Genomic DNA, 19,142 nt, shown 5'->3' on the forward strand with positions numbered 1-19,142 from the left:
GATCCGCGACGACATCCACGAAGCGTTCCTCAGCCTGGCCTGCGGCATCATCTGCTGGCGCCGACTGGTCAACCTCTCACTTTGTTAGGAGTTCTAAGCCTTGATTGGTGCAGCCGACCTGGCGGCCTGCTCGATCTTCGCGCAGTAGGCTGCACGGGCTTCTTCATCGATCTGCTTCTCGTTTTCGGCGCGCACTCCGGTCCGGCCGTCGAGGCCCTCGCGCAGGATATCGGCGTGCCCGGCATGCCGGATGGACTCGCCGAGGACATGGACCATGATGGCGAACAGGTTCGTGTCGGCATAAGGCTCCGGCCACCACGGCACGTGGCCGGGGGCGTCGAGGGGAAGCTCGTTGATCGTCGCGTCCGAGTGTTCCCACGTGCGCCGGTAGAACCCGATGATCTGATCGCGGGTCTCGTCCTCGGTCGCCCACAGATCGCTGCCGTCGTAGTCCTGCCACCGGGGCAGCGGTTCCGGGGAAGGGCGGTCGAAGACCTCGCCGAAGTACCTGGCCTCGACGGTGGCCACGTGTTTGACCAGGCCGAGGAGGTTGGTCCCGGTCGCTGTCAAAGGTCGGCGGGCGTCGTATTCGGACAAGCCGTCGAGTTTCCAGAGCAGCGCCTTGCGGTCCCGCCGCAGTCTCCCGTGCAGGTTGTCTTTCGCGAATTCATCGATCATGCGGCATGAGCCTGCCATGGGCTGCTCGTGCTCTCAAGATCCCGTGCGTGGTCCGCAACCACTGGCAGAGCCGAGGCCTGGCCATGGCCGCCGCCCTGACCTGCTACAAGAAGCTCGCGAAACTTGCCACGTGAGACAACCTCTAAGAGCTATCACGTAATGCGGGCTGGGGCGTGCTTTTTCGTGAGTGGTGCTTCGTTTACCGGATGTCGATCTTGAGGTTGTGGAGTGCGGCGACGCCGGCGACGGCGTGGTTGATCGCCTCGCCGCGGCGCCTGCATTGGTGGAGGATCTGATGGTCTATGAGCCGGGCGATGGTGTGCTCGGCGACGGCCCGTCGTTTGCGGAACCGGCGTGCCGCCGTCGCCGGTCAGCCGGGGATGGTCTCGGGCAGTGATTTGGCGAGAGGAAGACGACCACATTGTTGCGGCTTCCAGGCCAGGCGTCCCCGACGGCGGCAACCCGCCTATCGCGGGCCCGACAGACGATCTGCACGTTCACGCTGCGCCGGTAGTTCTACGGGTGCCGACCAGGGCGGTAGGCACCCGTCCCGGTCCGTCAACGCCTACGGATCGGCGCGAGCCCACGGCACGGGGGAGGGGGCCGGCCGCTGCGATGCGCCCCTTGGCCGACCGACCGGCCCCTCTGCCCTGCGTGCCTCAGGTCCCCGACGGACCTACGGGTAGCTGACCAGGTAGGCCACATTACTGCTGGCGGTGACCTGGTTGCCGGTGTTGTCGACGATGTGGTTGATGGTGCCTGCGCCGCCCAGGACCGTGGTGACCATGCTGTGGAACTTCACCGTGGACGTGGTGGGCACCTCGATGGCATGGCCGAGAACCACGGAGGGGTTGTCGCGGAGATAGGCGTAGACACCCACACCCCATGCCTCGTGGGAGCTGACCGAGTTGGCGACCTTGTACGAGGCGTAGCCGAGGTCGCCGCCGCTGGTGGTCCAACTGGACTGGTCGGGCACGTCGTAGGGGGTCTCGCTCTGGTAGAAGTACGTTCGGCCGCCGTTGCCGTTCCAGGTGGTCTGATACTTCTGGTAGTGCTCGACCGCCAGGCCGTACATGGTGACGTTGTTGCCGTTGACGATCAGCCCGTTGACGGCCGGGTTGGTCGTCCAGCCGACGCCGTTGGTGTGGTCGGCCCGCCACAGCCACAGGTCGTCTCCGATGACGTCGTTGCTGTTGATCACCAGTGTCTGGGTGGCCTTGCCGGCGACGTCGCCACCGATGCGGAAGAACACGTCGTGCAGCACGATCGGGTCGGCGCTGTGACCGGCGGTCGAGCCGGCCGGGCCAACCTGCATCAGGGTGTTGGAGTTGGTGGTGTTCGCGCTGATCAGTAGCCCGGCGATGTCGATGCCGTCGACGTCGGCGGTGGTGATCGCGGTGACACCGTTGTCCGGTACGAGGGTGGCCAGACCCAGTCCGAGGACGACCGTGTCGGGACGGGTGATGTTCAGCGGGGCGGACAGGTGGTAGACACCCGGGGTGACGATCAGGTTCTGGCCCGCGGCGAGCGCGTTGTTGATCGTCGTGGCGGTGTCACCGGGCTTGACGATGTAGAACTGGCTGATCGGCAGCGAGGTGCCCGGTGCGGTGCCGTTGACCCAGTCCGGGCCCTGCACATTGGTGCGCACCGAAGGGACGAACACCTGCCAGTTGCCCGAGCCGTCGACGTAGATGAACGGCTTCTCGCGCATCACCGGGCTCTGGGCGACGGTGGTGTACTGCGGATTGGGGAAGCTGGTCGCCGGGGCGCCGGTGTCTCCGACGAAGACCATGTTCCAGTTGTGCCCGGTCCAGCCGCCGTTCAGGGCGGTGTTCTGGGTGAGGAACTGCTGCTGGGTCCCGGAGTTGATCTGGCCGGATACCCGGGAGTTGCCTATGTAGCCGCCGCTGGACCAGTTGGTGGTGGTGCCGTGGGTGTCGTCCCACAGCTTCATGTTGCCGTGCACGTCCATCCGCCGGAACGGGTCGGCCTGCGAGACGGCCCACATGGTGCTGCCGGAGCTGGGGCTCACGGACATGTTCTCGACGTCGCGCCAGAAGTTCTGGGTGGCGTTGCCGTCGCTGGTGTGACCCTCGACGTGCACGCCGCCGCCGGTGATCGACACCTGGTCGGGTGACAGGCCCAGCCCGGACACCTGGGTGTAGTAGCCGACCGGGATGTCGACGTTGTACGTGCCGGGGGTGAACAGCAGAGCGTTGCGCTGGGTGCCGAACTCGTTGGTCTGCTGGCTGCTGTAGACCGAGTTGATCTTCGACTGGATGGTGGACGCGGGCATCGACGGATCGAAGACCGTCACGTCGGGGCCGAAGTCCGGGGTGTTGGGCGGCGGGGTGATGCCACCGGTGAGCGTGAAGGACTGGGCGCCGGTGCCGTTGCAGGTGTACTGCTGCAGCTGGACGCTGTCGGCGGTGGACGCGGACGGCACATCGAGGCACTTGCCGCTGTTGCGGTTGACGAAGTGGTACCCGCCGGAGGCCTCGGCGACCGGCAGCCACTGCTGGTTGGCGCCGCCGCCGTAGAGCCACAGCTGGGTCAGTGCGCCGTCGGCGGTGGAGACGTCGGTTTCGTCCCAGACCTGGTTCGGTGCGGAGGCGGCGCCGATTCGGTAGTAGCCGCTGTCGGTCGCGGTGAACTGCCAGGACTGGGCGCCGGTGCCGTTGCAGGTGTACTGCTGCACGGCGGTGCCGTTGCCGGTGGCCGCGGCACGTGCGTCCACGCACTTGCCGCTGCCCGCGTTGACGACGGTGGTGGGAGTGGTGGGGATGGTCGCGGCGCTGGCTGCCGGGGCGGACACCAGCGCGATGCCGGCGGCGGTCGGCAATAGGAGGGCGGTCGTGAGGGCCGCTGTGCGTCTGTGATGACGGCGGGCTCGGACGAGCACGGCGAGAACGTGGGTCACGCGTGTCTCCTCGGTCGCGTTGTGGGGCGCGATGCGGATGGGACGGTAGGCGCCACCTGCCGGGTCGTCAATACACATCAAAAGATAAGTCGTGAACTATGCACCGGAGAAGAGTGGAGAGGGGTGGTAGGCGCCAACGGATCAGTGGGGTGGACGAGTTGCGGGCGGGCCGGCTGCTTCGCCTCGGGTAGAGGCATGGACGGTGCGTTTCCCGGTGGACGGCGCCTCGGCGACCGGCTCGTTCGTCGAGAGGGTTGCCTTTCTACGGCTCGTAGTAATTTGGAGGGCTCGAAGACAGCCCCTGCTGATGGGGAGAAGAGGAGGCGCCGGGCGGCGGACGGTAGGGACGGCCGGGGAGAGGCCCGGCGGCGGGCGCGGGGCGAGCTGGAAGGCGAGGTCCTGGCTGCCTTGTGGGCGGCCGGTGCGCCGGTGACCGCGGCGGTGGTCCAGGAACAGGTGGCCGGTGCCGCGTACACGACGGTGCTCACGCTCCTGACGCGGCTGTGCGACAAGGGGCTGGTGACCCGGCAGCGGGACGGACGCAGCCATGGGTACGCTCCCGTGGACGATCAGGCTGGGCTCGCGGCGGCGGGGATGCACTCGATGCTGGACGAAGGCGGGGATCGTGCGGCGGTACTGGCCCGGTTCGTTTCGGATCTTTCGGCGGAGGACGAGCGGCTGTTGGAACAGCTGTCGAACGGCGACTCTCCCGACCAGGGGTGACATGTTTTCTGGCCGGTCCCGCTGCCGCTGCTGCTGCTGCCGCTGCCGGTGAGCGCGGTGCCGGCACTGGTCGCGCCAAAGGTGGGACGTCGGATGCGGCCGGATGCGGGGGCATGGGCGATGGTGTGCAGACGGCGGTCCGGCAGGCACAGGGCTGCCACCGTCGCGGCGGCCACGGTGCTGTGCTCGCTGGGGAAGGCGTGGTCCGACTGCGCCGGGCGGGCATCGACCAGGTAGGCGTGGGGCGTCGAACGGCGGGATCCGCACCTCAACCATGATCTTTTTGACCACCTCGGCGGCGGCGAAGGCGGTCACGACGGCGACCGGCGGCCGGCGCCACCGTCAGCGAGCCGTCGATGCCGGACCCGTCGACAGCCAGTTGCGCGGTGGAGGTCGCGGTCATAGCGAGACGTCCTTCCGTGAGAGCACGTCGCGTGAGCAGGGGAATGGGCGCGAGGCGACGCGGTTCGGCGCCGCGCGTGTTCACCGCGATTGCGTGAGCCGATGCGGTACCCGCCTGGTCAGGCTGTCCGGCGGCGACCGCGACCAGTGCGCGATCGTCACGACCCGCTGTCGGGCCCGACGCCTTCGCTGTCCGGCGCGGCACAGCAGGAGCCGGGAACTCGGCGGATCGCCGTGATCTCCGCGGGCGTCGGCGCCGGACACGACGGGGCTGCCGCCGGGCTCACCGACCGCCTGACCGCGTAGGATTCCTGATGGACCGGTACGACTCACCGGCTCCTGGCGCACCACCCTGCGCGCACTGCCCCGCATTCTCGACACGTGCGAGGCTCGCGGCTGGCAGGTCGGCCCCCTTCATGAGCACGGAGTTTCCGGGTAGGGCGGTATCGGCGTACGAAGGGCTGTCCGGGCACGCGCCGAAGCCGATGGCCTACGGCAGTTGCACATCGGTACCCCTAGCCACGCCACGCGGGGGTGGTCGGCTACCCCATGACCGCGCGCGCAGCGTCACGAACGTCGCCGTCCTCGTCCGCCGCGAACCGTTCGAGCGCGGCGCGGACCGCCGGGCCCGGTCGGCGTGACAGGGACCAGGCTGCCCAGTACCTGACCCAGCGGTCGGTGTCGTCGGCACACGCCACCAGGAGGTCGGTGACCGTCTCGTCGTGCGACGAGCCCAGGGCCGCCACGGCGTTACGCCTGACCTCGGGCGCGGGATCGCGGGCGCCGGCGATCAGGATGGCCCGGGCTCGTGGGGGATCCCCCACGCCGAAGATGCTGCCGAGTGTGCTCATCACCTTGGCGCGCACCTGCGGGTCCGGGTCGGACGCCATGTCGGCGACCAACTCGAAGTACTTGGCTCCGCCGAAGTCGATGACGGCCAGGCCCCAGATGCCGATCTGACGTGTCCTGGGGTCATCCGAGCCGACGCCTGCCAGAACCAGCCTGATCGATTCCTCCGGCCACGCGCGGAACAGGGCGAGAAGGTCGAGTTGCAGCGTGTCTCCGCCGTCGTTGCGATCGTGCTCCATCGCACGCAGCAGGGCGGACAGTGCGGCCACACCGCAGGCGCCTGCCAGGACATGGGCGATCCTGTCCCGCGCGAAGGAGTCGTCGGCGTCGACGTGGAGGTCGAGCCGGCGCTCAAGTTCCGGCTGCAGGAACGCGGCCACCGGTGTCCGCAGTCGGTCGACCAGGGGGTCGAATCGCAGGTGCGCACCGGGCCCGCGCTCGGTGGCGTCGGCAAGCCGCGCGTCCAACTCGTTCAACGCCCGTCGTAGCGCCGAACGCTCCGCCGCCCCGTCTGTCTGAGCCCCCGCCGTCATGCCGTTCACCGCAGGACGACGTCGAAGACCGTGCGGAAGAAGGCGTCGAAGGGTGCGGAGGACTTGTTGGCCCGGGCCGCGATCAGCGTGCCCTCCCAGGCGCTGAGGATGAACAGCGAGGTCGTCTCCACGTCGAGGGTGGCGCCGAGTTCACCTGCTTCCTTGGCTTCGGTGAGCACTTCCTGGATGTACGAGGTCCACTGCCGGAAGCCGCCCTGGATGGCGGAGCGGATCTCCTCGGAGTGGTCCGCCACCTCAGCGGCGAAGTTGCCCACCAGGCATCCGCGGGCGAAGCCGTTGTCGACCGTATCCTCGCCCAGGAATTCGAAGTGCGCTCGGAGCCGCTCCAGCGCAGGGCGTCCGGGGGTGACGAGCATGTCGAACCGCAGCCCGCCGCCGTAACGGTCCAGCGCCTCGAGGGCGCTCGCCTCCTTGCTGGCGAAGTGGTTGTAGAAGGAGCCCTTGGGGGCCCCGGCCGCTGAGGTGATGTCGCTGATGCCCGTGGCGTTGAAGCCCCGCGTGTGGAACTGCTCCAGGGCTGCCTGTGCGATCTCCTCGCGCTTGGATGCGCGTGCCATTCTCACCACCTCCGGGGTCCAATGTGTCCGGTCGTCTTGACCCGTGTCAAACCCCGGGCCGACGAGAGGGGCCGTCCGGTGCGCGGGGGCGCGCTGTCGACGGTCCGGCCTGCGGGCCAGCTTGACGCCGTTCAAGACGACTGGTCATATTGAACCAGTCCTGTCCCAGCGCCCTGCCACCCCGTGCGGCAGAGGCAGCACCGAGGAGCGTCATGTCCACGTACCGAGCCTTCGAAGCCACCGGCGTCCACAACCTCCGGCTGGTCGAGCGCGACCTGGTCGACCCGGCGCCCGGACACGTCCGGGTAAGGGTGGAGGCCTGTGGCGTCTGCCACACCGACGTCCTGGCCGTCGAGGGACTGCGCCCCGACCCGTCATCCCCCATCGTTCCGGGCCACGAGATCGTCGGCCTGATCGATGCCGTGGGCGCGGGCGTCACCGCCTGGCAGCCCGGCGACCGCGTCGGCATAGGCTTCCTGAACGGGCACTGCGGAGAGTGCGAGCGGTGCCGCCGGGGCGACTTCGTCAACTGCCTCCACCAGGAGCAGACCGGAACGACCGTCGACGGCGGATACGCGGAGGTGGCGTACGCACGCGCGAGCGGACTGGTGCGCATCCCCGACGACATGCCGGCCGCCGACGCGGCGCCGCTGCTGTGCGCCGGGCTGACCACCTTCACCGCGCTCCAGCAGGCCCCCATCCGCGCGGGCGCGCTGGTGGCGGTGCAGGGGATCGGCGGGCTGGGTCACCTGGCCCTGCAGTACGCCCGCAGCCTCGGATTCCGTGTCGCCGCCATCGCCCGCGGTCGTGAGAAGGAAAAGCTCGCCAGGGAACTCGGCGCCCACGAGTACATCGACAGTGCCGACACCGACCCCGGGACGGCGCTGGCCGAACTGGGTGGTGCCGCGGTCATCGTCGCCACGGCGTCCAGCGGTGCGTCCATGAACCCGCTGGTCCGCGGGCTGGCACCGGGCGGCAGCCTGGTGGTGGTCGGTGCCGCCCCCGACCCGCTGACGGTCGCCACGCCCGACCTGATCTTCGGCACCCGCCGTATCGTCGGCAGCCTGACCGGGTCTTCGATCGAGAACGAGGACAACCTCGCCTTCAGCCTCGCCCACGGTATCCGCCCCTCGATCGAGACCATGCCCTTCGCCCAGGCCATGGACGGCTACGAGCGGATGCTCTCGGGCAACGCGCGATTCCGCGTCGTCCTCGACATCGCCGGCTGACCACGCGGCGGTTGGCGTCTCCTCGGCACAGCCACACTGCTTTCCGCGGTACGGCCGCGCCGGGGAGGCGGGGAACATCCGTGGGGTTCTGGTGGTTGAAGAGGGCGTGGCAGTGAAGGGGACAGTGTCCCCGGGCCTCACCTATTGCCCATGGGGACGATCGTTCGGCTGAAGCCTCATGGAGCCTTTCGCCGAGAGGCGACCGCCCCTCACTGCCACAGCTTGCTGATCAGCCCCGGCCGGTGTCACTCTCCGGCCGGGGCTGAGCCCATTGCGGCGAGCAGTCGTCGCGCACGACAGGGCGGGGGCGCCGGTGCAGAAGCGCTCGCGATGGCGTTCGTCGGGGATCGCAGGGGCCGCGGTCAGGAGCTGGAACGCCTTGCGGCTCGTCGGGATGGGTGAGGGCGACGATCTTGCCCAGTTAATGGTCGATCCGGCCCCGGTTGATCAGCACTGCGGGGGTGTGTGTCGGGCGCGGACCGGCTCGGCGAATGCTCTCGGCTCCGTCCGGAGGCCGGTGCGTTCCTCATTCCATGTCCGCCACGACGGAGCCCACCCGGTCGCCGAGTGACGGATCCCGGTGGACGAGCAGCGTCGCGTAGCCGAGGGCCAGGAGCACTGTGGCGGCGGCCGCGTAGGGGAACCAGCTGTAGGGGGCGGGCTGGCCGGGCTTGGACAGGTAGTAGAGCGGGACCACGATGGCCACGGCACCGAGGGCGGGCAGTACGAGGTGCCTGACCACGCGGAACTCCTGCGGCCGGTATCGGCGGTAGTACAGCGGCAGTGCGACGTTCGAGGCCAGGTACACGAGGAGGATCAAGATGGTCCCCATCGTCGACGCCTCGGCGAAGAACGCCACCGGGTTCATCGAACCGCTGTGGTGACCGAGGATGTGGCCCAGCCCCCAGCCGCCGATGATCAGCAGAGCGGTGGCGGTGAAGGCGAGGATGGCGTTGGTGGGTGTGCGGCGGATCGGGTGGACGTAGCCGAAGAAGGACGGTAGCAGTCCGTCGCGTCCGGCGTTGAACACCAGCCGCGCCTGTGAGTTGGTGCCGGCGATCAGCGCGCCGAGGGTGGAGGTCAGCCCGCCGAGATAGGCGAGGAAGGCGAGCACGCCGAGGGTGTTCTGGGCCACGCTGACGAACGGGATCTGGGCGCCGCCGAGCTTGTGCACGTCGTAGCCGAAGCCGGTCACCGTGGCGTAGGAGAACAGGACATAGCTCACCGACATGATCGCCACGGAGGAGAAGACCGCGCGGCTGACGTTGCGCCGGGGGTTCTCGGTCTCTTCGGCGAGCGCCGCCGAGTTCTCCCAGCCGACGAAGAGGTAGACCGCCAGCGGGAACCCCCCGGCCAGCCCTTTCAGCCCGTTGTTGAGGTGGCTGGGGAGGAACGGGGCGGCGGACAGGTGCCCCGCGTGGCTGATGATCGCCGCGATGGAGACCACCACCAGGACCACCATCTCGACCGCGAAGAAGAAGCCTGCCAGCTTGGTGGAGACCACCACGCCTCGCAGCATCAGCACCACCGAGACAGCGGTGAGCAGCAGTGTCCAGATGATCCACGGTACGTTCAGGCCGGTGTACCGGTGCAGGGTGATCTCCAGGAAGCCGCCGGAGATCGCGATGACCGAGGCCATGCCGATGATGTAGCCGACGCCGACGAGCAGCGCCGTGGTCACCGCGCTGACCGGCCCGAAGGTCTTGCCTACGAAGGTGATGAAACCGCCCGCCGACGGGTGTGCCCGGGAGAACTGGGCGAGCGTGTTTCCCAGCAGGGCCACCGCGACACCGGCGGCGATGACGGTGAGCGGGGAGGCCACGCCCGAGGTGGTGGTGAGGAACGCGAAGCCGAAGTAGAAGCTCATGGCCGGGCCGATGTTGGCCATGGTGGCGGCGGCGATGTCAGCCATGCCCAGGACACCGCCACGCAGCCGCTGGGGCTCACCTGGGGCGGGGCGCGAGGCGACAGGTGGTCCGGCTCCCGGGGTTCCGGGGTCTGGCATGGCTTCTCCTTCTGCGGCCGTGCGGTTCCTTGCGTGACCTGGGCTTCGCTCGGTCACGCCGGCTGGACGCGTTGGTGCGCCTTGACCGCACGCACGGCCAGGTCCGTGGCGCCACGGGTGAGTTCGTCGAGCAACTCGGCGTGGCAACGGTTCCGTTCCCGGAGCACGGCGGGTTCGGGCGCGGGCAGCAACAGACACAACCGGCCGAGCAGGTCGGCCGCGAGCTCGCGCATCCCCGGACCGCCGAGCACCTCGGCCAGCTCCAGGTGGAACCGGGTCTCCAGCTGAAGCAGCCGAGCCGGATCGTCGACCACGTCGAGTTCGGTGACGAGCTCTCGCAGCCCCTCCAGCCGTTCGGCCTCGACCTCGCCGCAGCCGTGCGCCACCAGGCCGCACTCCACCAGCAGGTGGAACGAGTCCAGCGAGGCTGCCGCCTCGGCGTCCTGCATCACCGCGACGACGGTTTCCCACGCCGAGGCGACGAAGGTCCCGCCGGCCCGCCCACGGCGCCGGTCGAGCAGGCCGTCCTGGCACATGCCCTCCAGGGCGCGGCGCACCGTGATCTCGCTGATCCCGAGTTCGTCGGCGAGGACCCCGGTGTCCGGCAGCCGGTCGCCGGGGAGCACCGATGCCAGCCGCACCTGGAGCGCGATCCGGGAGCGGACAAGCTCGGCCCCGGTCTGTCCGCCGCCGCCCAGCAGAGCGCGTGCGCCCGCCACCCCGGCGGCCGACGCCGCAGGGAGGCGTCCTCCAGGGCCGAAGGGGACGAACTTGCCTGCCGGGTTCACCACGCAGTCACTCTAACCATCCGTTGCTCGAGGCAGCGGACCGGAGGCGGGACGCGCGGGGCGCCGGGCCGCCTCCGGTCCGTCGGCGGCTCAGGCGACGGCCTCGCTCTGCGGGGCCGGTTGGGCGGATTCGCCCTCGCCGGATTCGCTGAAGGACATCTCGGGCGGGGCGACCCGGAAGCCGCGGGTCAGGTAGCCGAGGTAGATGATGCCCAGTCCGAGCCAGATCAGCCCGAGGGTCAGCGCCGCGCCGTCCAGGTTGGTCAGGAGCCAGGCGTCGATCACCGTGCCGACGGCCGGGACCGCGAGGTGGGAGACCGGGTGCGGGCGCTCCCCGGCGCGCCGCCTGCGCAGGTAGGAGGCGATCACGCTGAGGTTGACGAAGGTGAAGGCGGTGAACGCGCCGAAGTTGATGAAGGAGGTCGAGGTCGCCACGTTGAGCTTCAGGGCGATGAGCCCGACCGCGCCGGTGAGCAGGATGTTGCCGGCGGGGGTGCGGAACCGCTCGTTCAGCCGCCCGAAGACACTGCGCGGCAGCACCGAGTCGCGGCCCATGGCGTACAGCAGCCGCGAGGTGCTGGCCTGGGCGGCCAGGCCGGAGGCGAACTGGGCGACCACCAGACCGGCCAGGAAGAAGGAGGAGAACAGGTTGCCGCCGATGGTCTTGGCGATCTCGAAGGCGGCGGAGTTGGGGTCGGCGAAGGAGCTGCCGGGGTGGACCAGTTGGGTGGTGTAGGCGACCAGGACGAAGATGCCTCCGCCGATGAAGGCGGTGAGCATGATGGCGCGCGGAATGGTCCGCTGCGGCTCCAGGGTCTCCTCGGTGAGCGTGGTCACCGCGTCGAAGCCGAGGAAGGAGTACGCGGCGATCGCGGCGCCGGCCGAGACGCCGGACCAGGTGGTGGAGTGGTTGGCGAAGGGCGCGATGCTGAACCCGGCCCCGGCCCCGCCGAGATGCATGACATGGGCGACGGAGAGCACCACGAAGAAGGCGATCACCAGAACCTGAAAGGCCATCAGCAGGTCGGTGGCGCGTTCGGCCGCCTTGATGCCGACGACGTTGAGTGCGGTGGTGACCGCGATGAAGCCGACGATCCAGACCCAGAACGGCACGGCCGGGAACTCGGCCTGCAGGTAGGCGCCGCCGATGAGCCAGATGACCATCGGCAGGAAGAAGTAGTCGAGGAGGGTGGCCCAGCCGACCAGGAAGCCGACGCGGGAGTCGATCTCACGGCGTACGTAGGTGTAGGCGGAGCCGGCGACGGGGTGTGCCTTGGCCATCCGGCCGTAGCTGTGCGCGGTGAACAGCATCGCGGCCAGGGCCAGCAGATAGGCGCTGGGTACGGATCCGTCGGTGGCGCCGGCGATCACGCCGTAGGTGCCGAGCACGATGAGCGGTGCCATGTAGGCCAGGCCGAACAGGACGACCGACCGGAGCTTGAGCGCGCGACTGAGGGTGGCGGGTGAAGCGTTGTTCATGGGGACTCGCTAAGGGGTGCGGGGACGAGGGCGGGGTCAGGCGCGGGGAGCGGACGCGGGCCGCCAGCGGCGGGGGTCGATCCGGCCTGCGTACAGCGGTAGTTCGATGGGGGCGTCGGCGTCGGTGAACTGCTCCCACATGCGGTTGAGCCCGGCTGTGCCCAGAGTGCGGGTCCGGGTGACCTGGTCCAGGTCGAGTACCTCGGTGAGGACGACGGGCTCGGCGTCGGGGGCCTCGGCGGTGACCCGGCCCTCGGGGTCCACGATCAGGCTGCGGCCGGTGCCGACGGGTGCGGCGGCGTTCACACTGACCACGTGAAGCTGGTTGACGATGGCGTGCGCCCGGGCGAGGACCAGCTCCTGCTCACGGTCGGCGGTGGTGGTCTCCACCTGATTGACGATCACTTCGGCGCCCAGCCAGGCGAGTTGCCGGGCCACCTCGGGGAACCAGCTGTCGTAGCAGATGGCGAAGCCGATCCGGCCGGCCTCGGGGATGTCGAAGACCACGAAGCTGTCGCCCGGGTCGTACGGCTCGTAGGGCCGCCAAGGGAAGATCTTGCGGTAGGAGGCGACCAGTCGCCCCTCGGGGGAGAACGCCAGTGCCGTGTTGAACAGGGCGCCGTCGGATCCGCGTTCGCAGACGGTGCCGGGGAAGAGCCAGACGCCGAGGTCCCCGGCGAGTTCGGCGAGCTGCCGGGTGCGCGGCCCGTCCAGTGGCTCGGCGGCGGCCTGGAGCAGTTCGTGGCGCTCCTCGGTCGTACCGTCGACGCCGCACAGGTGCATCTCGGGGTGGATCACCAGCCGTGTCTCGGGGTGCGCCGCCAGCAGTTCGGTCACCTCGGAGGCGAAGCCGTCGAGCGCGGTGGCGGCTGGTCGGGGGGCGACCTGGGCAGCCACGATGGGCAGGAGCCGAGGCATGGCGAGACCTCCAAACATTTCGAAGCAGCCAAAATGCGACATGCACGGCAGGCTGGAACGAGCCGTTCCGGCATGGGTGGAAAATTAGAGCATGGTGAACACTTAAACAAGACCCCGTTGCGCGGCCCCCGGGCGCGCCGACGGCGCGGACGCCCCCGGGGCGGGGGCGTCCGCGCTTGCATACGGCCGACCTGGTCGCCGACGTGCTTGCCGCAGCGGCAGGCATCTGGCCGCTCGGCGGTACTGGACCCCCGAGGTGCCGTGCCGAGATCGTGACGGTGCTCCTCGGTGGTAATTACAACCTGATGTCATGACAAACCGGATGAAGTGGAGCAATCCGAGGGGAGCGCGACACCGTGCGGGCTGTACCCGTTGCGGCGCGGCACCCGCCGCGACGGCAGATTCTCCAGATCGGTGGACGCCTCAGTGCGGAGCAACCCGAGTTCCCGAGTCTGAGCAGCGGGCAACGCAATCACTGTTGCACTACTAAGATCACGGCAATGACGAGTCCCGTGCTGCCCGACGAACGCATTGCCTTGTTCACTCTCGGCGGCACCATCGCCATGGCAGGCCACACCGATGCCGGAGTCAGGCGGCTGACGGGGGCTGATCTCGTCGCCGCCGTGCCCGCGCTGGGGGACCTGCAACTGGAGGTGCACGACACCCGCGCCGTTCCGAGTCCGGACCTGACGTTCACTCAAGTCCTCGACCTGGTCGAGGAGGCCTCTCGCGCGGTGGAGGCCGGGGCCACGGGTGTCGTCGTCACTCAGGGGACCGACACACTGGAGGAGACCGCCTTCCTGGTCGACCTGGTCTGGCCGCACGAGGCTCCGTTCGTGCTCACGGGAGCCATGCGCAATCCCGCCCTCGCCGGGCCTGACGGTCCGGCGAACCTGCTGGCGGCCGTGCGCACCGCAGCCGCGCCGACCGCGCGTGGACTCGGCGCGCTGGTCGTCCTGAACGACGAGATTCACGCCGCACGCAGCGTACGCAAGACCCACAGCACGAGTACCGCATCGTTTGCGTCGCCCAACAGTGGGCCGATAGGCCATGTCATCGAGGGGCATGTGCGCATCCTCGTACGGCCATCACGCCGCGAGCCGCTCCCGGTCCCGCCCCGGGCCGCGCTCGCGGCGGCACGGGTCGCCCTGCACACGGTCACCCTCGACGATCACGCTCCGTACCTGGCCGAGGTTCCACGGATGCACCAGGGGCTCGTCGTCGCCGGCTTCGGTGTAGGGCACGTCCCGTCCGCTCTCGCGCCCGCACTCGGCGACCTGGCCCAGCGCATCCCCGTTGTCCTCGCCTCCCGCGCAGGCAGCGGCTCCGTGCTCCGCCAGACCTACGGCGCCGTCGGTTCCGAGACCGACCTGCAGCGCCGCGGACTGATCAACGGTGGCCTGCTCGACCCGTACAAGTCGCGCGTGCTGCTCCGCCTCCTCCTCGCCATCGGTGCCGACCGCACAGCCGTGGCCGAAGCATTCACCCTGCACGGTTGAGGAGGCGGTCCCGGGGTGATCGAGGGGTGGGCGTCAGCCTGTCGCGGTGGACTTCTGTCCTGACGGGGTGAGGGCGTACCACTCCTTGTCCTTCCCCTGGCCGTTCGCCTGCCCGGCCTCCGTGTCGCCCACGTACCGGTACAGCGGCCAGCCGGCGAGGGTGAGTTGCTTCATGCCCTTTCGGTGGACCGTGCCGAGCAGGCTCTTCTCGACCCCCGAGGTCTGTACCGAGTCCTGCACGATGACAGGTATCCACGTCTTTGTGCACGCACCGGCGCACGTCCACTTGGAGGGAGTCGGCTGGTCCTTGTCGTAGCGGTAGAGGGTCATCCCCTTGTCGTCGGTGACCACGCTGCCCATGCCCTTCATCGCCCTGGTCGTCACCGTGGTGGTCGTGCCGATCTGTCCGCTTCCGGGGTTGCCGTCGACGGCCGATGCCGAGGTGGCCGGTGCGGAGGTCACGGGATTCGACGCGGCCGGGGCGACGGGGGCAGCGCCTCCGGGGCTGGTGCTGTTCGAGGAACTGCACGCCCCCAGCAGGAACACGGAGGCAAGCCCTACGACGAGGCTGGGGACGGTGCGTCGCGGGATCAAGGAGTTGCCCTTCGTCGGGAGTCGGATCTACCTGCTCCCTTAGTACGTCGGGTGACTTCCGCCCTCTCAGCCGCCGACGCCACATGACCGAGTCTTGACCATCGCCGTGCGAGCGCTGAGCGCGGCCGGTGTCGATGCCGGCGGGCACCGCGAGAAAATAGTAGCCGTGTACATAGTAGCCATGTAACGTATCCGGTGTGAGTTCAGCAACTGAGGGCGCCACGGCGGGTTTCCTGGTCTGGCGCTTGTCGATGAAGTGGCGGGTGGCCGTCGACCGGGCGGTCGCGCCGCTGGGTCTGACCCATGCCCAGTACTCGTTGATGGCGTCGTTGTACGGCATGGGGCGCTCCGGGCTGCAGCCCAGTCAGCGGCGGCTCGCCGATCACACGGGGCTGGAAGCGTTGTACGTCTCCAAGCTCGCCCGTGCCCTGGAGACGGCCGGACTCGTCGCCCGCACCCGGGACCCGAGCGACCCGCGCGCCATGCAGTTGTCGCTCACCGAGCAGGGGCGCGACGTCACGGCCCGCGCGATCACGGTGGTCCAGGGTCTGCTGGACCAGTTGCTGGAGCCGCTCGGCGGCCAGGACAGCCCGCGCGCAAGGGAGTTCACCCGCGAGCTGGCGACCCTGCTCGACGCACCTCTTGATCCGTATACCGAGAACGAGAAGGAGCAGCAGTCATGACCACCATCGCACCCCAGGTCAACGGCCGGGTCATAGCCTTGGCGCACTACTCCGCGCGCGCCCTCCTGGAGGGCGTGCTGGACCGCCACGGTGCCACGTTCCACCAGAGTGTGACGCTCCGGGCCGTCGTGGTCGCGGGCGGGTCCGTCGGCCGGGACGAACTCGTCGGCGACGTCACCGGCTCACTGAAGACCGACGAGTCGGTCGTGCGCGGCGTGATCGAGGAGCTGACGGCCGCGAAGCTGCTGGAGGAGGACCCGGCGGAGGCGTCCCGGAGGCGGCTCACGGACGCCGGACGGGAGCTGTACGAGAGCACCACCGCCGAGACGGCCGAGATCTCCTCCCGGTTGTACGCCGGTATTCCGGCCGAGGATCTTGCCGTCGCGGGCCGTGTGCTGGCACTGATCACCGAGCGCGCGAACGCCGAGTTGGCCGGCGCCTGAGGTTCGCATCCGCATGCCGCACCTGATCCGGACGACAGCTCCCGGCAGGCTTCCTTCCGGACCTGCCGGGACGCCGTTCCACTCAGCGGGTGCTCTTCGAGTCAGCTCCTCGAGGCACGATTCCGTGCAGGACCGAGTCCACGATCTGCTCCGAGAAACCGGCATCGGGCAGGGCCGCGTCGCCATGGAGCAGGGAGCGCGAGAGTACCGGGCCGACGATGAGTTCGCCGATCAGCTCCGGCGGAAGGCCCGCGCGGATCTCCCCGCGGCGCTGGGCAGCCGCGAGCAGATCGTAGAGCGCCTGCCGGCGTGGGCCGATGACCTCGCGGAGGAAAGCGGCGTTGGCCTCGGGCAGCGTTCGTATCTCTGCGGTCAGCACCGCGAGGTTGCTCCCGCACTGTTCGCTGAGGTACGTCCGCCGGACGCCTTCCAGGACTCGGAGCAGCGCATCGCGCAGGGGCAGTGCGGAGAGGTCCGTGTCGTCCTCGGCCTCGGCGGCGAGACGCTCCAGAACGTGCAGCAGCAGGGCTTCCTTGTTCGGCCATCGCCGGTAGAGGGTGGCCTTGCTGATGCCGGCCTCGGCGACGACGGCCTCCATCCGCATCGCCCGCAGGCCGATGCCGCGGTGCAGCAGGCGCAGCATCGCCTCCACGACCTTGTCGTCGACGCCCTGGGTGCGGGGCCTGCCCCGGCGGGGCGAGGCGGGGAGCGCGGTGCCAGGTCCAGGTGGGGTCGCTGCGTCGTCCGTCATCGGTCCATTTTCCCAGCGTCGAGTGAAAACGGAACCAAACCCTTCGGACTCGACGGGACGGCAGGGATCAGATCCGCGATCCGTTCGAGCTGGTCGCGCTGGGAGCGCAGGCCCAGGGCGCCGAGGCGGGCGACCAGGTGCCGCACGCCGGCGGCGGCGTACTCGCGTAGGCGCTCCAGCACCTGGTCGGCGGGGCCGGTGACCACGGCCTGGATCTTCTCCAGTTCCTCCAGCGGCATGCCGTAGGTGGCCCGTGCGTAGGCGTCCATGGTCCGACGGCCGCTGTCGATGTCGTCGTCGATCCGTACCGAGACGAACAGTGCGGGGGTGATGTCCTCGGCCGCGCGTCCGGCGTCTGCCGCCGCCTTGCGGACATCGTGGAGACCGGACGCGTAGTCGGCGGGGTCAGGCGGGTAGGGCAGCCATCCGTCGTACATCCGGCCGGTGCGGGCCAGCGCGGCCGGGGTCGCGCCGCCGAGCCAGATCGGCGGGCCGCCGGCTCGGGACGGCCTGGTCGTGGGCGGGATCTCGGCGAACCGGAGGATCTCGCCGTCAAAGGAGTCCGCGCCGTCCCACAGGGCCCGCCACAGCGCGACCGTCTCGTCCAGGCGGGCGAAGCGCCGTTCCCAGGGCACCTCGGACAGCGTGTACAGGGGCCGTCCGAAGCGGCCGGGGAAGCCGGCGCCGACGGCCACGGTGAGCCGGCCGCCGGACAGCAGGTCGATGGACGCAAGTGACTGCGCGGCCTGGATCGGCCGGCGCAGGAACGGCATCAGTGCCCCCGTACCGAGCGTCACGGTCTCGGTCGCCGGGGCGAGCGCGGCCAGCATGGTGAGCGCCTCGATACGCGGGCTGATCAGGGAGTCGTTGACGAAGAGCGAGGAGAGGCCCGCGCGTTCGGCCTGGCGGCCGAAGGCGACCAGTTCGCGGGGGTCGTCGGCCGGGCCCCATTGGGCGGTTCCGGTCGGAAGCAGTACGCCGATGTCCATGTCGGCGATGTTCACGACCGGCCGGGCTGCCGACAATTCCCTGCGGGGAATGGCCCGGAACCCTTCGGCGCCGTTACAACAGGTTCGTGGACTTTCCTGGTGCGCTCCGCGAACGTCGTATCCGCAGTCATCTCAGCCAGCTCGACCTGGCGCTGCGGGCCGGCACCACGCAGCGCCATCTCAGTTTCATCGAATCCGGCAGGTCCGTCCCCGGCCGGAACATGGTCCTGCGCCTGGCCGATTCACTGGAACTGCCGCTGCGGGAGCGCAACGACCTGCTGCTGGCCGCCGGCTACGCGCCCGCCTACCCCGAGAGCTCACTCGACGACCCGGTGCTGGCCCCTGCTCGCACGGCGATCGACCACATCCTCCGCGGGCATCTGCCGTATCCGGCGCTGGTGGTGGACGGTGGCGGTGACCTGATCGCCGCGAACACCGCATTCGGCCTGATCACCAAGGGTGCGGCGGCCGAGCTGGTGGGACCGGGCAGGAACGTCTACCGCCTTGCGCTGCATCCCGAGGGCCTGGCGCCCCGCATCCGTAATCTCGCCGAATGGGCGCGCCACATCCTGGCCCGCCTCGGCCATCTGGCGGAGCTGCGCGCGGAGCTCAGCGGGTACGTCCCCGAGCTGGAGTCGTCCGCCGGGCAGTTCGGCTTCGCGGTCCCGCTCCATCTGGAGTCGTCGTACGGCGAGCTGCGCCTGATGACGACCGTGACGACCTTTGCCACCGCCGTCGACGTGACACTCGCCGAGCTGAAGCTGGAGGCGTTCCTGCCGGCCGACCCGGCGACGGCCGCGGCTCTCTCCGCGGCGGCCGGGAGCTCGTAGCGGCGGTGGCGGGTCTTGCACGCGTGACAGCGCGGGCGGCGTCCGTATCGACGGGCTGCGTGCTCTCGGCGTGCCGGGCGGAAGCCCTCGTACTGGACGTACGTGGGGTTTCGCCTGGTGCGGCGAGAGTGCGTGCATGGCGTCGCGAGGCAGGCGGGAGTTTGACGACAGGGCCTAGAAGAGTCATGAAGATCTTGGGGTTCTGGCCCCGCCGCGTGAGCGGTGGGGCCAGACTCTTTGTTGTGGTGATG

20 protein-coding genes are annotated in these 19,142 nt (G+C 69.5%); 9 read left to right on the forward strand and 11 right to left on the reverse strand.

The window, feature by feature from the left end:
• Positions 1–93: 93 nt before the first annotated feature.
• A complete protein-coding gene (locus ACFYX0_RS42140; protein WP_388979700.1) occupies positions 94–678 on the reverse strand; it encodes a DinB family protein in 585 nt (194 codons plus the stop codon).
• 5 nt (positions 679–683) lie between these two features.
• Between ACFYX0_RS42140 and ACFYX0_RS42145 the strand changes: the two genes are divergently transcribed.
• Both ACFYX0_RS42145 and ACFYX0_RS42150 read left to right on the forward strand, forming a co-directional pair.
• On the forward strand, positions 684–812 hold the full coding sequence (locus ACFYX0_RS42145) for a hypothetical protein (protein ID WP_388979703.1): 129 nt from the start codon (positions 684–686) through the stop codon (positions 810–812).
• 53 nt (positions 813–865) lie between these two features.
• A complete protein-coding gene (locus ACFYX0_RS42150) occupies positions 866–1,075 on the forward strand; it encodes a hypothetical protein (RefSeq protein ID WP_388979706.1) in 210 nt (69 codons plus the stop codon).
• A 279-nt stretch (positions 1,076–1,354) separates the two neighbouring features.
• On the opposite strand, the gene ACFYX0_RS42155 is transcribed toward ACFYX0_RS42150, so the two are convergent.
• Positions 1,355–3,598, reverse strand: a complete 2,244-nt coding sequence (locus ACFYX0_RS42155; RefSeq protein WP_388979709.1) for an RICIN domain-containing protein — start codon at positions 3,596–3,598, stop codon at positions 1,355–1,357.
• A gap of 384 nt (positions 3,599–3,982) precedes the next feature.
• On the opposite strand from ACFYX0_RS42155, the gene ACFYX0_RS42160 reads away from it, so the two are divergent.
• A complete protein-coding gene (locus ACFYX0_RS42160) occupies positions 3,983–4,321 on the forward strand; it encodes a BlaI/MecI/CopY family transcriptional regulator (RefSeq protein WP_388979745.1) in 339 nt (112 codons plus the stop codon).
• 944 nt (positions 4,322–5,265) lie between these two features.
• Here the strand turns inward: ACFYX0_RS42160 and ACFYX0_RS42165 are convergent.
• Together ACFYX0_RS42165 and ACFYX0_RS42170 are read right to left on the reverse strand one after the other, a co-directional pair.
• Positions 5,266–6,105 (reverse strand): HEAT repeat domain-containing protein, encoded by an 840-nt coding sequence (locus tag ACFYX0_RS42165; RefSeq protein ID WP_388979712.1) that lies wholly within the window; start codon positions 6,103–6,105, stop codon positions 5,266–5,268.
• A gap of 5 nt (positions 6,106–6,110) precedes the next feature.
• Complete coding sequence (locus tag ACFYX0_RS42170; RefSeq protein ID WP_355915372.1) at positions 6,111–6,683, reverse strand: TetR family transcriptional regulator C-terminal domain-containing protein; 573 nt, start codon at positions 6,681–6,683, stop codon at positions 6,111–6,113.
• A 212-nt stretch (positions 6,684–6,895) separates the two neighbouring features.
• On the opposite strand from ACFYX0_RS42170, the gene ACFYX0_RS42175 reads away from it, so the two are divergent.
• Positions 6,896–7,912, forward strand: a complete 1,017-nt coding sequence (locus ACFYX0_RS42175; protein ID WP_388979714.1) for an alcohol dehydrogenase — start codon at positions 6,896–6,898, stop codon at positions 7,910–7,912.
• Between the two features lie 526 nt (positions 7,913–8,438).
• Here the strand turns inward: ACFYX0_RS42175 and ACFYX0_RS42180 are convergent.
• From ACFYX0_RS42180 to ACFYX0_RS42195, 4 genes are all read right to left on the reverse strand, one after another.
• Positions 8,439–9,917, reverse strand: coding sequence for an APC family permease (locus tag ACFYX0_RS42180; protein ID WP_388979717.1), 1,479 nt, complete (start codon positions 9,915–9,917; stop codon positions 8,439–8,441).
• A 53-nt stretch (positions 9,918–9,970) separates the two neighbouring features.
• Complete coding sequence (locus ACFYX0_RS42185; protein ID WP_388979720.1) at positions 9,971–10,708, reverse strand: FadR/GntR family transcriptional regulator; 738 nt, start codon at positions 10,706–10,708, stop codon at positions 9,971–9,973.
• An 87-nt stretch (positions 10,709–10,795) separates the two neighbouring features.
• Positions 10,796–12,184 carry an APC family permease gene (locus ACFYX0_RS42190; protein WP_388979722.1) on the reverse strand — a complete coding sequence of 463 codons (1,389 nt, stop codon included), beginning with the start codon at positions 12,182–12,184 and terminating at the stop codon, positions 10,796–10,798.
• A 36-nt stretch (positions 12,185–12,220) separates the two neighbouring features.
• Complete coding sequence (locus tag ACFYX0_RS42195) at positions 12,221–13,102, reverse strand: carbon-nitrogen hydrolase family protein (protein WP_388979725.1); 882 nt, start codon at positions 13,100–13,102, stop codon at positions 12,221–12,223.
• A gap of 500 nt (positions 13,103–13,602) precedes the next feature.
• Here ACFYX0_RS42195 and ACFYX0_RS42200 point away from each other — a divergent pair, with 500 nt between their 5' ends.
• Positions 13,603–14,601: an asparaginase gene (locus tag ACFYX0_RS42200; RefSeq protein ID WP_388979728.1), complete on the forward strand. Its 999-nt coding sequence runs from the start codon at positions 13,603–13,605 to the stop codon at positions 14,599–14,601.
• Positions 14,602–14,634: 33 nt separating this feature from the next.
• Here the strand turns inward: ACFYX0_RS42200 and ACFYX0_RS42205 are convergent, their stop codons facing one another.
• Entirely contained in the window at positions 14,635–14,961 is a 327-nt protein-coding gene (locus tag ACFYX0_RS42205; RefSeq protein WP_388979731.1) for a hypothetical protein, read from the reverse strand.
• Between ACFYX0_RS42205 and ACFYX0_RS42210 the strand changes: the two genes are divergently transcribed.
• From ACFYX0_RS42210 to ACFYX0_RS42220, 3 genes are all read left to right on the forward strand, one after another.
• Positions 14,960–15,238 (forward strand): hypothetical protein, encoded by a 279-nt coding sequence (locus ACFYX0_RS42210; RefSeq protein ID WP_388979734.1) that lies wholly within the window; start codon positions 14,960–14,962, stop codon positions 15,236–15,238. The two genes, ACFYX0_RS42205 and ACFYX0_RS42210, sit on opposite strands and share 2 nt — an antisense overlap.
• A 154-nt stretch (positions 15,239–15,392) precedes the next feature.
• Positions 15,393–15,878, forward strand: coding sequence for a MarR family transcriptional regulator (locus tag ACFYX0_RS42215; protein WP_355915393.1), 486 nt, complete (start codon positions 15,393–15,395; stop codon positions 15,876–15,878).
• Complete coding sequence (locus ACFYX0_RS42220) at positions 15,875–16,321, forward strand: MarR family transcriptional regulator (RefSeq protein ID WP_388979736.1); 447 nt, start codon at positions 15,875–15,877, stop codon at positions 16,319–16,321. The genes ACFYX0_RS42215 and ACFYX0_RS42220 overlap by 4 nt, the downstream gene beginning before the upstream one ends.
• 82 nt (positions 16,322–16,403) lie before the next feature.
• Here ACFYX0_RS42220 and ACFYX0_RS42225 read toward each other — a convergent pair whose 3' ends face one another.
• Positions 16,404–17,072, reverse strand: a complete 669-nt coding sequence (locus ACFYX0_RS42225; RefSeq protein WP_388979739.1) for a TetR/AcrR family transcriptional regulator — start codon at positions 17,070–17,072, stop codon at positions 16,404–16,406.
• Positions 17,069–18,061: an LLM class flavin-dependent oxidoreductase gene (locus tag ACFYX0_RS42230; RefSeq protein ID WP_355915401.1), complete on the reverse strand. Its 993-nt coding sequence runs from the start codon at positions 18,059–18,061 to the stop codon at positions 17,069–17,071. Before ACFYX0_RS42230 ends, ACFYX0_RS42225 begins: the two co-directional genes overlap by 4 nt.
• An 86-nt stretch (positions 18,062–18,147) precedes the next feature.
• Here ACFYX0_RS42230 and ACFYX0_RS42235 point away from each other — a divergent pair, with 86 nt between their 5' ends.
• On the forward strand, positions 18,148–18,891 hold the full coding sequence (locus ACFYX0_RS42235) for a helix-turn-helix domain-containing protein (RefSeq protein ID WP_388979742.1): 744 nt from the start codon (positions 18,148–18,150) through the stop codon (positions 18,889–18,891).
• Positions 18,892–19,142 lie beyond the last annotated feature (251 nt).

The sequence above is a fragment of the Streptomyces sp. NPDC002573 genome, from assembly GCF_042889625.1.
Lineage (GTDB): Bacteria > Actinomycetota > Actinomycetes > Streptomycetales > Streptomycetaceae > Streptomyces > Streptomyces gibsoniae.